This window comes from Kitasatospora sp. NPDC048545 (genome assembly GCF_040651155.1).
Lineage (GTDB): Bacteria > Actinomycetota > Actinomycetes > Streptomycetales > Streptomycetaceae > Kitasatospora.
In genome coordinates this window covers 113,680-128,514 of the sequence record NZ_JBEZIQ010000029.1, presented here as the reverse complement: position 1 = coordinate 128,514, position 14,835 = coordinate 113,680, and the positions used below count along the sequence as shown (strand labels likewise).

The 14,835-nt window shown below is 72.6% G+C and carries 11 protein-coding genes; 5 read left to right on the top strand and 6 right to left on the bottom strand.

The window, feature by feature from the left end:
- Window positions 1-247 precede the first annotated feature (247 nt).
- Window positions 248-1,420 (bottom strand): alpha/beta hydrolase-fold protein, encoded by a 1,173-nt coding sequence (locus tag AB0D10_RS26280; protein WP_360260817.1) that lies wholly within the window; start codon window positions 1,418-1,420, stop codon window positions 248-250.
- A 350-nt stretch (window positions 1,421-1,770) separates the two neighbouring features.
- On the opposite strand from AB0D10_RS26280, the gene AB0D10_RS26275 reads away from it, so the two are divergent.
- Entirely contained in the window at window positions 1,771-2,037 is a 267-nt protein-coding gene (locus AB0D10_RS26275; protein WP_360260814.1) for a CGNR zinc finger domain-containing protein, read from the top strand.
- Window positions 2,038-2,491: 454 nt separating this feature from the next.
- Here the strand turns inward: AB0D10_RS26275 and AB0D10_RS26270 are convergent, their stop codons facing one another.
- From AB0D10_RS26270 to AB0D10_RS26255, 4 genes are all read right to left on the bottom strand, one after another.
- On the bottom strand, window positions 2,492-3,034 hold the full coding sequence (locus AB0D10_RS26270) for a hypothetical protein (protein ID WP_360260812.1): 543 nt from the start codon (window positions 3,032-3,034) through the stop codon (window positions 2,492-2,494).
- A gap of 246 nt (window positions 3,035-3,280) precedes the next feature.
- Window positions 3,281-4,687: a hypothetical protein gene (locus tag AB0D10_RS26265; protein ID WP_360260810.1), complete on the bottom strand. Its 1,407-nt coding sequence runs from the start codon at window positions 4,685-4,687 to the stop codon at window positions 3,281-3,283.
- 687 nt (window positions 4,688-5,374) lie between these two features.
- Window positions 5,375-6,019, bottom strand: a complete 645-nt coding sequence (locus tag AB0D10_RS26260; protein WP_360260807.1) for an NAD(P)-binding domain-containing protein — start codon at window positions 6,017-6,019, stop codon at window positions 5,375-5,377.
- A gap of 97 nt (window positions 6,020-6,116) precedes the next feature.
- Window positions 6,117-6,929, bottom strand: a complete 813-nt coding sequence (locus tag AB0D10_RS26255) for an inositol monophosphatase (protein ID WP_360260805.1) — start codon at window positions 6,927-6,929, stop codon at window positions 6,117-6,119.
- A gap of 115 nt (window positions 6,930-7,044) precedes the next feature.
- Between AB0D10_RS26255 and AB0D10_RS26250 the strand changes: the two genes are divergently transcribed.
- Window positions 7,045-7,962, top strand: a complete 918-nt coding sequence (locus AB0D10_RS26250; RefSeq protein WP_360260802.1) for a LysR family transcriptional regulator — start codon at window positions 7,045-7,047, stop codon at window positions 7,960-7,962.
- Between the two features lie 55 nt (window positions 7,963-8,017).
- Entirely contained in the window at window positions 8,018-8,263 is a 246-nt protein-coding gene (locus AB0D10_RS26245) for a hypothetical protein (RefSeq protein ID WP_360260799.1), read from the top strand.
- Between the two features lie 724 nt (window positions 8,264-8,987).
- On the opposite strand, the gene AB0D10_RS26240 is transcribed toward AB0D10_RS26245, so the two are convergent.
- Window positions 8,988-9,800 carry a hypothetical protein gene (locus AB0D10_RS26240; RefSeq protein WP_360260796.1) on the bottom strand — a complete coding sequence of 271 codons (813 nt, stop codon included), beginning with the start codon at window positions 9,798-9,800 and terminating at the stop codon, window positions 8,988-8,990.
- 694 nt (window positions 9,801-10,494) lie between these two features.
- On the opposite strand from AB0D10_RS26240, the gene AB0D10_RS26235 reads away from it, so the two are divergent.
- Window positions 10,495-12,696, top strand: a complete 2,202-nt coding sequence (locus tag AB0D10_RS26235) for a protein kinase (RefSeq protein WP_360260793.1) — start codon at window positions 10,495-10,497, stop codon at window positions 12,694-12,696.
- Window positions 12,693-14,825: a serine/threonine-protein kinase gene (locus AB0D10_RS26230; RefSeq protein WP_360260790.1), complete on the top strand. Its 2,133-nt coding sequence runs from the start codon at window positions 12,693-12,695 to the stop codon at window positions 14,823-14,825. The genes AB0D10_RS26235 and AB0D10_RS26230 overlap by 4 nt, the downstream gene beginning before the upstream one ends.
- Window positions 14,826-14,835 lie beyond the last annotated feature (10 nt).

The following is a 14,835-nucleotide window of genomic DNA, read 5'->3' as shown; positions in this document are numbered from 1 at the left end:
CAGCCTCGACGCGAACTCCTTCCCCCCGTCCCCCTACATCCACGCCTACAACGCGGACGGCAAGGAGATCTACAACCAGAAGACGCAGCCCACAGCCAAGAACACCCGCCCGTAGGCGCCACCTCAGGCACTTGTCATTCTCTCAGCCGCAGTGCCGCGGGTGATCGGGCGAGCGGGTTCCGGCGTGGCCGACGCGTGAACCGCGCGTCGGCCACGCCGGGTTGCGGGCGCCGCGCCGACCGGCCCGTCAGTGCGGCGGGATGATGCCCGTCAGCCAGCGGAAGGTGGGGACGACCAGCGGCTTCCAGGTCGAGGTCAGGTGCGCGCCGGTGGTCTCGAACGGGGTGACGGTGGTCGGGCTCTTCGCCGCCTGCTGGAGGGCGGTGGCGTCCTCCAGCCCGTCGCCGCGCCTGCCGGTGACGTAGAGCGCGACGTTCGGCGGGGTCGCGGCGTGGGTGAGGATGTGCAGCGGGTTGGCGCTCTCGCGCATCTTCGGGTCCTTGGCGGTCAGTGAATTCGGCTCGCCGGCCGGGTCGTTGTAGCCGGACATGCTGATCGCGGCGCGGTAGCGGTTGGGGTGGAGGAGCGCGAGGCGCAGGGCGCAGTGGGCGCCGGCCGAGTAGCCGGACACGGCCCAGCGGTCGGAGGTGGTGTCGGCCCGGAAGTTGTCGACGATCATCTGCGGGACGTCCCGCGAGAGCCAGGTGTCGGCGTTGACCTTGCCGGGGACGTCGGCGCACCCGGTGTCGGTGTTGCTGCCGAGGACGGTGACGCGCGGGGCGACCAGGATGAACGGCGTCACCTGGCCGGACTTCATCAGCGGTTCGAGCTGCTTGGTCGCCTCCATCGCGTCGCCGAACCAGGCGCTGGAGGATCCGGGGAACCCGGCGAGGAGTTCGACCACCGGGAAGGTCTTGTCCTTGTAGGCCGGGTCGTCGTACTGCGGCGGCGTCCAGACCAGCACCTCGCCGTCGACCCCCGAGAGCCTGCCCTTGAGGTCGGCCTGCTTCACGTTCTTGGGCACCGCGTCCGAGTCGGGCGCGTGGAAGGCCTGCGGCACCTTCGGCGCGCCGGAGCCGGACGGGCCTGCGGCGCCGCCGCGGTCCCCGGCGAGGCCCTCGTCCTTCGGGGGCACGGGCACGGACCGGACGTGACTGGAGGTGCCGAGCAGGTCGCCCCAGGTGTCGTAGAGCTGGTTCTCGTCGTTCACGATCACGAAGACCATGGCCACGGCGGTGAACTGGCAGAGCAGCACGGTCCCGAGGTACGAGAGTGCGCGCAGCGGCGTGCGCCGTCCGTCCGCTGTCCGCGCCCGCCCGAGGACGCGGCCTCTGCCCAGCCATTGCGCCATGGCCAGCGCTATGGACGCCGCGAACACCACGACGGTGACGACGAGGAAGGGAGTGCCGGTGAGGTTCATCGTGTTTCGTGCCCGGTTTCTGTGCCGTCCGGGCCCGAGTACCCGGTCTCATGGGGGGACAGCGTGGGACGGCTGTTCGGTTGCCTGTTCCTGGGCGTTTCCTGGGAGTTCCCGGCGGCGGGCCGATCGGGCGCCCCGAGGCAGCGGTGGAACGGTCGATGGCCGGCGGCGGGGAGTCGGTGACTGCACGTCACCCACCGTGTGGGTCGCCCCAGGACGGCGCCCCGTCCCTGCCGTGGGTGTCCGTTGGGGGGGGTGGTTCGATACGAGTCGGCCGGGAGGCCCGGCCCGGGCCGCAGCAGGCGGATCGGTACGTCGGGGCCGTCCGGCTCGCGAGGTGTTCCTCGACGGTGACGAACGGGTCGGTCACCCGGGGCCTGATCACCCTCTGCGCATCCGAACACCGCACCCGCGTCCGCATCCGCGCAAACCCCGGCTGCGGCACCCCCTTCGTCGACACCTCCCGCGCGAGCGCACGCCGCTGGTGCTCCATGAAGACCTGCGGCGCCCTCGCCAAGACGCGCGCCTACCGGGCGAAACTGAACACACCCGCCCACAGCGCCTGGTACTCCGGCAGGACTTCGACGTTCCTCCTGCTCAGAGGCTGTGTGCGGTGAGCACAACGGACTGACGCTCCATCAGGGGTGGTCCTCGGCGGACTGCCGCTCGGTCATGTGCGGCCGACGCTGCCCTCCGGCGGGCTCGCCCCGGCGGCGAGATCTCCCCGCCGGCAGGCCGCCGGAGTGACGCCGCAAACCATCACCCTGTTCGGGAAGGCCCCGGCCGCGCGGGGCGCTGACCTGCGGACACGAACGGCCGCTGGGAGACGGGCGGCCCTTGGTGCCGGGTGGCCACGGCGGGTGGATGTGCCGGGTAGGTGCGGCGGGTGGACGCGCCGGGTAGGTGCGGCGGGTGGATGTGCCGGGTGGGTGCGGCGCGGCACGACGGCGCACCGCCCGTCTCCAACGGCGCCGGGCCCGGCGGGAATCAGGCCGCCGCCAGCCGGCCCGGCGCCGTCCGGAGGACAACGAAGCACACAGCGTGCTGCGGCTCCGCCCGCCGTGCGGGCCGTCAGGGACGGACAGGCGCCGGGATACGGGCCACCAGCTCACGGGCGACCGGCATCAGGTCCGCGGTGACCTCCTGCGGCAGCCACTGCTTGTCGTTGCGCCCCCGGTGCCTCGTCGCCGCGTCGATGACAGGGGCCAGTTCCACGCACCACCCGTAGGCCTCCGCGACCTCGAAGAAGATCAGCGAGATGCCTTCGAAAGGGTCGAGCCACCCACCGACGACCTCGGCGGCCCACCAACGGGCGAGCGCCAGACGGCCCTCCCAGTAGCCGGCGGGCGGGTGGAAACCGAAACCGAGTTCCTCCATCACCCCGCCGAACAACTCCGGGGCCTGCTCGTGCTCGGAACTGCCCAACGCGGCCAGGTGCCACAACGACGGCGTGTCGACGCCCGCACTCACGGCACGGATCGCGGCATCGATCAGGAACCCCGGGGCCACATGCCCGCCGTCGACCCAGTTATGGGCGATCTCCCGCAGTTCCCGCACCGCCCGGGCCACCCGGGTGGCCCGGGCCACCGCTTCGGCGGCTTCACTCGTCGACATGACCGCATCCTGCCACGCGACTTGCACGCAGCCCCCTTGCACGCCCTCCGCCGGTCCAGGGCTGTGATGGTCTTGGCCTGCGGGCCGAGCGGTGGACGATCCGATCTGTGTGGCTGTTGCCTTCCGCTGACGGACCACTGCCGGCTTCGGTGCTCGCGAAGCTCCCGCCACTGATCAGCAGCGCATACGCAACGGCGGGACACGTCCGCGTGGACGTGCCCCGCCGTCGGCACAGGGCCGTTCGGGTTACCAGTGGTCGTGGCGCTCGCAGCGCTCGTCGTGCTCGTGGCGCTTGATCTCGGTGGGGTCGGCGGCGGTGTGGCTGGTGGTGTCGCCGCCTCCGAGGGCGGTGGCGCGGTTCGTCACCTCGGTGTGGGCCTCGCAGGAGACGTCGACCTGCAGGGTGATGGGCGGGTAGCTGCTCCCGGCGGGGAGGACGTCGCTACGGGTGCAGGTGAGGATGTCCAGGGTGCAGTTCCATCCCGTGCCACCGATGCTGTCGGCCACGAGGCCGGCGGGCAGGGTGTCGTACACGGTGACCGTGGTGCCGTCGGTCGGAGCGGCCCCGACGGCGTTGCCCACGGTGATGGTGTAGGTGCCGTCCCGCCCCTGGGTGAAGTGCCCGGTGTGGGTCTTGGTGACGGTCAAGGACGGGACCACGTAGGAGATCGTCACCTGGCCGTCGTGGTTCGCCGTCCCGATCGTCGACGGCGCATAGCCCGTGCCGGTACCCGTGTTGGTGGCGAAACTGCTGCCCCCGCCACCCCCGCCCCCGCCCGCCGAGGTGCCGAGGTTGTTGACGGCGGCGCTGCCGCCGCCCCCGCCGGCGAAGTACCCGCCTCCACCGCCGCCGCCGGCACCGATGGCAGCGGCGGCGCAGCCGCCGTCGAAGCTGCCGCCGGCGCCACCGGTACCGACCGTGGCACCGGAGAACCCGCTCCCCGACCCGCTGTTCATGACCGCGCAGGATGTGACGGTGCCTGCGGCGCCCGCGGCGCCTCCCGTACTGGTACTGGTGCTGCCGCCGCCCCCGCCCTGCCCTGGTGAAGCCCCGGGGCCGGTGGCAGTTCCCGCGGTACCGCCGGGGGCATCCGGCGTCGTCCCGCCGTTGCCTCCGTTGCCCCCCGTGGAGCCTGCCCCGGTGCCGCCGGCACCGCCGCCGCCTCCGGCGACCACCAGCAGGGAGCCGCCCGTGCTGACGCTGGAGGCCCCGCCCCCGCCCGGGCCTTCGAAACGGAAACCGGTGAGCGGATAGCTCCCCCCTGGGGCGCCGCCGTTGAACCCGCCGGCACCCGGCGTCCCGGTGCCGTTGCAGCCCTTGCCGCCGGTGCCGCCGACGGTGACGGTGAAGGTCGTCGGGGCGGTGGTCGGCGGCAGGGTGGTCACCACCCGCGCCCCCGCCCCGCCGGCCCCTGTGACGGAGCAGGGGGTGCCGGTGTTGTCGGCGCCGCCCGCGCCGTCCGCGGTGATCGTCACCACCGCCGCCGCCGGAACCGTCACGGTCTGCGGAGCGCCGGTGAAGGTGAAGGTCTGCGACGGATCGGCCTGCTGCGCCTGCACCGGCACGGTGTCCCTCGGCGCGGCGGCCACCGGTGCAGCCGCAGCCGCCAGCAGCGCCATGCCGGACAGCAGCGCGCACCCCAGCGATGCCATCCCCGCACCGCGCTCCCCTCGGTGTCCGCGGTGTCCGCCCGGGTCAACCGGATCGGACGCGGCGACGGCGGGAACCGGGGCCATCCCACCGTCCAGGGTCCTGTTGAACACGGCCAGGGGCCACTGACAGCTGATCCGGTACGACGGCAGGCCGCCCTGTCTACGCGTACGAACACTCATCCGCGGGTTCACCTCTCCTCACCACGAAGCGCCCCGCACCCCGAACGACAAGTCACGGGCATGACAGGGCGCCTGATGACAAATCATGACAAACCACAATTGAATACCCTGATCCGGTCACTTCGAGGTACCCAGGCCATGAGAAACCCCGTGTCTCGCAGCGCTGCGCGATGCGCCCAGGCACACCGGCACACCGGCACGCCGGCGTCGGTGAGGCGCCCGGTGTCGTTCCTGGCGACCGTCTCCCCCCAGGATCCTGACCCGGGTGCTCCGGTGCACCGAACACCTGCCCGTAGACCACCCCCGCCGCCCCGGGCTGACGCCGTGCGCGGCAGGCGAGGACAGCCACGACACAGCCGAAGGCTCGGCACCGCACAGTGCTGGAGCGGGCCGCCACCGCCGTTGAGCGGGACTGCCGCCGGGAGGTCGTCCCGGGTGACGAGGGGCGGCTCAACGGGGAGCTCACGTACGGCCTCAGGGGCCGCCCGCCCCGCAGGTCTTGACGGGTCAGCGGGCGAGGGAGACGGCGAAGGGCCGGAAACCGTGCCGGCGCAGGACGGGGGGCACGACCAGGATCATGGCCTCGGTGGCGCGGGCCGTGGTGATGCCGCCGAGGTCCTCGATCCACGCGGGCTGCCAGCCCAGGTCGCCGAGCAGGCCGGTGACGGTCTTCTTCGCGTCCTGGTCGTCGCCCGAGAGATAGACGGTCGGTGGGGTGGCCAGGGTTTCGGGGGCGGTCATGACCATGAACAGCATGGTGTTGAGGGTCTTGACGACGTGGGTGTCGGGGAGGGCGGACTGGAGTTGCTCGGCGAGGCTGCTGCCGGGGTAGCACAGGGCGCCGGGCAGGCCGTCATCAGCGTCGCGGGTGGCGTTGGAGACATCGACGAGGAGTTTTCCGGAGAGTTCGGTGCGCAGGCCTGCCAGGCGGTCCAGGGAGGTGTCGCCGAGGGTCGCGTTGATCACGATGTCCGTGGCGCGGGCGGTGGTCGGCTGGTCGGCGAAGGCGATCTGCGGGCCGATGTCGGCGGCAAGGGCTGCGGTGTCGTCCGGGTTCCGGACGCCGAGGGTGACACGGTGTCCGGCCGCGGAGAGCTTGCGGGCGAGGTTGGTGCCGACGCGGCCGGCGCCCAGGATGCCGATGCTGGTCACGGGGTGATGCTCCTTGCGGTGAGTGGTGAGTGGTGAGTGGTGAGTGGTGAGTGGTGAGTGGTGGGTGGTGAGTGGCGGGTGGAGCAGGGGTGTCCGGTCAGGCGATCGGGGAGAGGACCTTGAGGGCGGCGGTGTGGATGCCGGGGGCGGCGGCCAGGAAGTCGCGGCTGCCCGTGTTCCAGGGCTCGCCCGCCAGGTCGGTGACGGTGCCTCCGGCCTCGGAGACCAGCAGCGCACCGGCGACCAGACCGGAGCGGACGTCGGAGAACTGCCAGAAGGCGTCCATGCGGCCCGCCGCGACGTGGATGAGCTGCATCGTCGCGGGAACGGACACGCGCACGACCAGACCGTTGACGAGCATGGCGGTGACCGAGTCGCCGATCTGCCGGAACGTGCGCTCGTCCTCGCCGGGCCTGGCCTGGCCGGTGCCGGTGAGCGCGGCGCCCAGATCGGTCTTCGCGGACACCGTCAGGGGCCGGTCGTTGAGGCGGGCACCGCCGCCGGCGACGGCGGTGTACGTGTCGCCGGTCAGCGGCAGGTGGACGACCGTGAGCACCGGCCGGTTGTCACGGACCAGGGTGGCGGTCACGGCCCAGTCGTCCATGCCGTGGACGTGGTTGATGTTGCCCTCGGCGGGGTCGACGACCCACCACTCCCCCGGCGGCAGCGCACCGCCGGCCAGCTCGTCCTCGGCCCACCGCGATCCGGGCCGGGCCCGCAGCAGCGGCTCCCGCAGCACGTCCAGCACCGCGTCGTCGTTGGCGTGGATCTCGGCGACGACCTCGTCCAGACTCACGCCCCGGGCGTGCGAGGTGTGGCGGTCGCGAAGGGTGAGGCCCGCGGTCTCCACCGCGGCGGTCACCTCGGACAGGAGCGTGGTGTCGGCGGCGAAAGGCATGGCTGTGCTCATGACGGGCTCCTTGGGTTCGATGTGTGCGGGCGGCTTGTCTCTCGCCTGCACTTCGAAGGTAGGCCCCCACATGATTAACAACAAGTGCATGCTGTGCACTTGTAGAGTTACTGCCATGCAACTGGATCTGAACCTGCTCACGGCCCTGGACGCCCTGCTGGAAGAGGGCAGCGTCGCCGGCGCCGCGGCACGCCTCCACGTCACCGCGCCCGCGATGAGCCGCTCCCTGGGCCGCATCCGCAAGGCCACCGGTGACCAGATCCTGGTCCGCACCGGCCGCAGCATGGTCCCCACCACCCGCGCGCTGGCCATGCGCGCCCAGGTCCACACCCTCGTACAGCAGGCCCACCACCTCCTGTCCGCCCAGCAGGAACTCGACCTGGCAACCCTGGACCGGGTGTTCACCGTGCGCTGGCACGACGCCCTCACCGCCGCCTGCGGCACCGCCCTGACCACCGCCGTCCACCACCAGGCCCCCGGCGTCCGACTGCGCCTGTCCGCCGAACCCGGGACGGACGACGCCGAACTGCGCCGCGGTGACGTCGACCTCGAATCGAGCTCCAGTGCTCCGGCACTCCCCGACATCCGCCACCGCCTCGTCGGCAGCGACCGGCTGGTCATCGCCGTCCGACCGGGCCACCCCCTCACCGAAGGCCCGCTGACCCCCGAGCACTACGCCGCCGCCGAACACCTCACCGTGTCCAGGCGCGGAAGCCTGCGCGACCCGATCGACGACGCCCTGACCACACACGGCCTCGAACGACGCGTCATCGTCGCCGGACCCACGGCCGCCTTCGCCCTGCAACTCGCCCTCGACACCGACCTGGTCGCCACTCTCCCCGACGCAGTCACCCGCACCGCCCGGGACCAACTCGGCCTGGTCACACTGCCGCCACCGCTCCCGCTGCCCGACGTCCCGCTGTACCTGCTGTGGCACCAGCGCCACGACGACGACCGCGCCCACACCTGGCTGCGGGCCCTGGCCACCGAAACCGTCCAGGCACTGTTCGCCCGCTCCGGCCGGCCACACTGACCCGGACACCGCCCCGCCCGGGCAGCGACGGACACACCCGGACGGGCGGACCGCAATGGCCCCCGACCCACAAACCCTCCAGGACCTCAAAGCCATCCACGAGCTGCTCGACGGGACGGATGCCCGCAACCGCCCCGACCGCTGGGCCGACGCCCTGGCCGCCGACGTGACCTGGAGCAAGGTACGGACCCTGGCCCAACGGATCCTCACCGCCCGACCGGACCACCCGCATCCGCCACTGCCACGGCGTGTGTCCCCTCAACACGCCTACGACCGGGCACGCCCGTCCAAACCCCACTGACCACGTTCACCCGCACGCCGACACCCCTGTCAGAACCCGCCGCGGCGTACGACGGGCCAGGTGGCGGAAACGGCACGGCGCCGCGCAGTACCCGGGCCGCAGTGCGGGCGCACACCAGCCGCTCCATGAGCCGGTGTCCGGCACCGACTTCCCCGCTGGCCTGCCCGAGGTCCAGCGCCGCCGGCACACCTCCCGAAGACCTGCGGGATCGGCTTCCGGTACGTTGTCGACGCCCACCGACCGCTGGAAACGGAATCTTCATGGCATTTGAGTGCGGCGCCCTCGGGCGCTCGGGTGACAAGACTGCCCTGGAGTCCCTTACAGCCCTGCTGGCCCACCTGGTAGCCGAAGACGCCGACGTCTCACACGGCGCCATCAGCGAAGGCGACAGCTGGGCCGCCGGCAGAATTCGGATCTCACGCCCCGGAGAACCGGTCCTGGAGCAGTACCTCCAGGTGAGCGTCCGAGGGGAGATCGTGGACTCCTACCTCGAAGATGCTCGCGAGGTGCTGAGTGATGCCCAAACCCAGGGCCGGGATCTCATGGTGACCACGATCCTCAGTGGATCGACGGGCCCCGGGGGCCGCGGCCCCGCCGGGCGGAGGGCTGTCGAGGGCCGGGGACGGTTCGAAGGCGCCGGGCTCCTCCGCGGGGGCGCCGAGGGGCGCGGCGTCGAAGGGCGGCGTGTCACCGCGGGCTGGCATCGGTACTCCTTCGGTCGTGGCTAGGGGGTGGGGAGGAAGAGGCTGAGCACGCCCTCGCCGGCGAACAGCTTCGTCACGTCGCCCGTCCTCGGATCGGAGGCCGCTCCGGGCCTCGGGAGCACGACCGCCACGGCGTACGGCGCGATGGCCTCGCCCAGCACGGTCGGCCCGGCAGGACTCAGTAGGTGACCGGTCGCCGCCCGGAATTCCTTGGCGGCCCGCAGCCCCGCGGTCAGGTCGAGGGAATCCAGGACCAGCACGGCGACGGCGATCTCGACCCCGTACGCATTGGCCGGATCGGCCGGATCGAAGACCGACGGAGCGCGCAGCCGGATCTCGGCGACGAGGTACTCGTATGCGTCACGCAGGTCCTCGATCGTCTCCAGGTGATGGATTCTCATGAATTCGTCGACGTCGAGGAAAGGGACCTGGGCGCGGAAGTCGTCCAGTGTTCCACTGGTGTCGACCAGCCGCGTCACGATGTTCTCCACACCGCCCGGATCGACCTCGACGACCAGCTCGACCCTGACCCGGGCGAGGATGTCGGCCCAGACCGGATCACCGGCGATACTGAGCCTCAGATCCGTCCGGGCGTGGCTCGGCAGGATGCGGCTGAGATCACCCTCGATGCGGCGCGGCCGGAAGAACGGGACCTGCAGCGCGATATCGCCCACCGCGACGTCCTGGACCTCGTCGACCCTGCCGAGGTCCAGGTCGTTCACCGCCCCGACCAACGTCCGGACGCCGGTGGTGTCACCGTGCGGGGCCAGCGCGGACTTGAGGCCCTCGGCACTTCCCAGGGCGAGCAGAACCGAATCAGAGAATGTGGACAAACCCGCCCCTTCCTCGTTCTGACCGGAAGCGCAAGAATCTTTGGCGACGGGCCAAGTAAAACAGGATCCAGGTCGCCTGCAAGCCATTTGATGACGGCGGGCGCGGCGCAATAACATAGGATTGGCTGTTTTGATTCTTACGACCACCCTATTGAATTCTCCAGGTCGCCCCGGCCACTCCCTCCGCCCCCGGACCACCGGCCCGTTCGACGGACCGCAGCCGGCGTTGCCACGTTTCCGGAGGCCGTGCGAGGCCGACAGGAGCGGTTGCCCGTCCCGCTCGACGCGTCCGGCACGTTCAACGAGCGGGCTCGATGGGCGGTGCGTCCGGATCGACGGGAAGCGCCCGGTCGGCCCCGGTGAGTTCCAGCAGCCTCGCCACCCTCGGGGACGGCCGGGAGAGGTGGACGACCGTTTTCCGTCGGTCAGCTGTCAGCGCCTCTCCAGCCTCTCTCCTCATTGGGGCAACGGCTCCGGCCGGGCCCGCTGCCGGTCCTCCGCCATCTTGCGTGCGTCCGGCCGACGCTTCTGCGGGAAGCGCTGCGTTCAGCCTGTCGGGCAGTGATCCCGGCGCCGCAGCGTGCCCGGCCGCCGGTTGGCGCGGCAAACATTGTGCGAAAGGCAACCGCGGGGTGAGCTGCACGTGTCACTGTGTCCTGTCCTGTCATGACGGCAACACGCTTGGGGAGGCTTGGTGGCTGCCGGCAAGAACGCCGAGGGCATGCGGGCGCAGCGGGCTGTGTTCGTGGGCCCGCATCAGTTGCTGCGGCTGTTGGGCGCGGGCGGGATGGGGGAGGTGTACCTGGCGCGCTCGCCCGGGCTGAGGCTGCTCGCGGTGAAGGTGGTCAGGGCCGAGTACGCCGAGGACCCACAGTTCCAGCGCCGCTTCCAGCAGGAGGTCGAGGCCGCACGGCGGGTGACCGGTTTTCACACGCCGCCCGTGGTGGACGCGGAGCCGCGTGGTCGCCGTCCTTGGATGGCCACGTCCTACGTGCCCGCGCCGACCCTCGGCGAGGTGGTCCTGCGGTTCGGCCCCTTCGGCGAGGCGGGAGTACGGGCTCTGGGCGCTGCCCTTGCCGAGGCGTTGGCCGCGATCCATGCGGCGGGGGTGGTGCACCGTGACCTCAAACCGGGCAATGTGCTCATCGCGCGGGACGGTCCGCGCGTCATCGACTTCGGGATCAGCCGCGCCTTCGACGCCGTGCACCTGACCCGGACCGGCATGGTGTGCGGCACACCGGGCTACATCGCCCCCGAGCGTGTCGTCTCCGGCTCGGTCACCTCCGGCGCGGCCGATGTGTTCTCGCTGGGCTGCGTGCTGGTGTACGCGCTCACCGGTCGCACGCCGTTCGGCGGCGGTGAGCCCGCGCAGGTCAACCGGCGGGTCGTGTACGAGGAGCCGGACCTCTCCGGAGTGCCCGCCGGATGGCACCCCTTCGTGGGCTCCTGCCTGGCCAAGGACCCCGCCCGGCGGCCCACCGCGGCGGCCGTGCTGGGCGCGCTGGACCCGGCCGATCCGGCGGCGCTGCTGGGCCCGGGGCTGCTCGCCGACCTCGATGCCCGGGAGCGGCAGGCCGAGGCCGATCTGGGCGCGCCGCAGGCCGATCCGCCCGCGCTGCCGGTGCGGACGTGGCAGTCGCTCAGCCGGCGCGGCCTGTTCGGGCTCGGCGCCGGGCTCGGCGCGGGGGCGGCCGCCGCCGTCGGCGTGCCGCTGCTGCTCACCCGTCGCGCCCAACTGGCCCGTAGCGCGGCGGCGGTGGGCGAGGCCGCGGACGCGTGGGGCGCCGAAGCGGCAGGTTCCGGCACGCCGCCCGCCGCCCCGGCGCCGCTGTGGAGCACTCCGATCAGTGGTCTGACGATCGGTCACCAGCTGTCCTTGCTCGATGCCACCCCGGTGTGGTGGAGCGGGGGGCTGGGCGCGGTCGGCTTCGACGGGGCGACGGGGCGTCAGGTCTGGTCCCGGCAGGACGTGCAGTTCTTCCAGGTGCAGAGCGACCTGATCTACGGGACGTCTGCGGGTTTCGCGAACCTGGTGTGGCTGAACGCCGGCGGCGAGAACCATCAGGGCCCGCTCGGCGTTCCCGCCGCGCAGCGCGACGAGGCCGCGATGAGCCTGCGGGTCTTCGGTGCGGACAGCCGGACGGTGGTGCTCGCCCGCCAGACCTCCTTCACGGGCGGCGGGGTCGTGGCCGGGGCCGAGCTGAGCAGTGGGACGGTGCTGTGGCAGCAGGAGATCACCCAGAACATGGCGGTGGCCTCGGCCCGTACCGGCGAGAACACGCTGAGCGGTTCCGGCAGCGCGATGGGACTGGTCGCCGACGGCCGCTGCTACTACGAGGACAGCGGCGTCATCCACGCGGTGGACCTGCGCACCGGCGCGTCCCAATGGCAGGTCACCGGTCTCACGCCAGGGAAAACCGGGACGCCCTCGCGGCTGCTGCGCACCGGCGAGCTGCTGCTGGTCGTCCGCGAAGCCGCGGTCGCCGCCCTGGACCCGGCCACCGGGCAGCAGCGCTGGGCGGCTCCCGCCGTCCCGCAGGCGGTCTTCGGCTGCGCGCTCGGGGCCGGCCGGCTGCTGCTCTCCGGGGCAAAGGGCACGGCCTACTGCCTCGACGTCGCGACCGGCAAGGGGTTGTGGCACACCACCGTGGGGGCGACGACCGGGACGGGTACGGGCGTGGACTTCCAGACGCCGTCAGCCGGAGACGGCTTCTTCGGCGTGCCCCTGCGTGACGGATCGTCCGGAGCAGCCGTCCTGAACGCCGCCGACGGCGCGATCCGCTGGGTGGCGAAGGCGCCCTCCGACGAAGGCCAGTGGACCACCGCGGCCAAGGGCGGGACGCTCTTCTGCGGCTCTGCCACCACGCTGCGCGCCTTCGGGGCAGGTGGTGCGTGAGCACGCGGAGCATCGGCCCGTACCGCGTCCTGCGGCGGCTCGGCGCGGGCGGCATGGGCGACGTCTACCTGGCCACCACCGACAGCGGCCGCCCCATCGCGGTGAAGACCGTGCAGCAGCAGTACGCGGCCGACGCCGAGTTCCGGCGCAGGTTCACCCAGGAGGTGGCGGCAGCCAGGGCAGTCAACGGGGCGTACACCGTGGCGGTGGTGGACGCCGACACCGAGGCGGAACTCCCTTGGCTGGCGACCGAGTTCGCTGCCGGCCCGTCGCTGCACGAGGCCGTGGCCCGGCACGGCCCGCTCACCGGGCCCGCGCTGCAGGTGCTGGGGGCGGGGCTGGTGGAGGCGCTGGCCGCGATCCACCGCGCCCGGATCATCCACCGCGACCTGAAGCCCTCGAACATCCTGGTCACCCGGGACGGTCCGAGGGTCATCGACTTCGGCATCAGCAAACCGACGGTCGACGCGCTGCCCACCGCGAGCGGCGAGATCATCGGCACCCCCGGGTTCATGTCCCCCGAACACGCGGTGGGCGAGGACCTCACCCCCGCCAGCGACCTGTTCTCGCTCGGCGCCGTCCTGGCCTTCGCCGCCACCGGCCGCCCGCCCTTCGGCGACGGGCCGGCGGCGGTGCTGATCTACCGGTCCGCCGAGGAGCCCCCGGACCTCGACGGAGTACCGCCGGAACTGGTGGGGCTGCTGGTGCGCTGCCTGGACCGGGACCCGGCCCGGCGGCCCGCACCGGCCGAACTCGTCGCAGCGTTCCGGTACGGTCCGGCGGTCGGCACCGACTGGATGGGCGGGGCCGAGCGGACGGTGCGCCAACGCGAGCGGGACCTGACCCGGGTGCTGAGAGACCCGAACGGCACCCGGCGCCGCCTGCTCCTGCTCGGCGGAGCCCTGCTCGCCACGGCCGCCACGGCAGGCGCCGCCCGGATGCTGTGGCCCGGCCCGGCCGGCGGCGCACCCCCGGAGGCCTGGTCGCTCACGCTCCCCAGGGCCGGCATGGCTCCCGTCGCCTGCGGCCCGGAGGCAGTGGTGTGCGCGGACCGCACCGGAGTGGTCGGCTACGCCCGCACCGACGGGCACACCCTGTGGAGCAGCACCGCGGAGACCGGCATCCTCCCGGTCGGCGACGGCAGCCGGGTGTGGACGGTGGACTCGGCCGGCGTGGTGCAGGCGCGCGACGCCCGCAACGGCACGACGCTCTGGCGTTCGGCCGACACCGTTCCCGGTGCGCAGTCCGTCGCCCTGCCGATGCCCGGCCTGCTGCTGGTCACCGGCAAGGACGGCGCGCTGCACGCCTACGACGCGGCCGGCGGGGGCCGGATCTGGACCGGCGCCGCGCTCGGCACCTCGTACCGCCTCCAGGGCATGGCGTCGGCCGGCCTGCTGGTCGTGACGCTCCTCGCCGGGACGAAGGAGGCCGCGAGCGGCGCGTTCCGCTTCGCCGGGCTCGACAGCGCGACCGGGCGGCAGCGCTGGTCGCTCGACACCCAGGACCTGTACGCGCCGCCGACCGGCAGCCGGCTGTACGCCCTGACCTCGGACCTGGCCCTCGCCGCAGTGGACGCCCAGGACGGCGCCGCCCTCTGGAGCCGGCCCAGCGGCCTTCCATCGGCCTCCGCGACCATGTTCCTCGCCGCCTACCAGGGCTCACTCTCGCTCCGCCAGGACGTGCTCACCTGCCTGCCGCCCGGAGGCGTGCCGGCCCCGGACCAGCAGGTCAACACAGCGGCGTTCGACTCCGCCCAGGGCGCCCGGCTCTGGAGCGGCCCGCGCAGCGGCTCCGTCACCGGGAGCGCGGACGCCGCAGGGGTACTCGTCCTGGGCGGGCCGCAGGGCGCAATCGGCATCGGCCTGCGCACCGGGCGCACCGCCTGGACCTGGCAGTCGCCCCAGGGCGCCGCCACCGTCCGGGGCTCCGCCGGGGAGCTCGTCCTCCTCACCGCACCCACCGCCGCCGGCGGGATCACCGTGCAGGCGCTCACCGTCACCAGCGGCACCCCGCAGTGGCAGCAGACCCTCGCCCGGCAGCCGGGCAACCCGCAGGTCCTCCTCCAGGACTCCGCCCTGCTGGTCGGCTACGGAAGCACGCTGACCGCCTACCACCTGCCCAGCAGCTGACCCGCCCCCG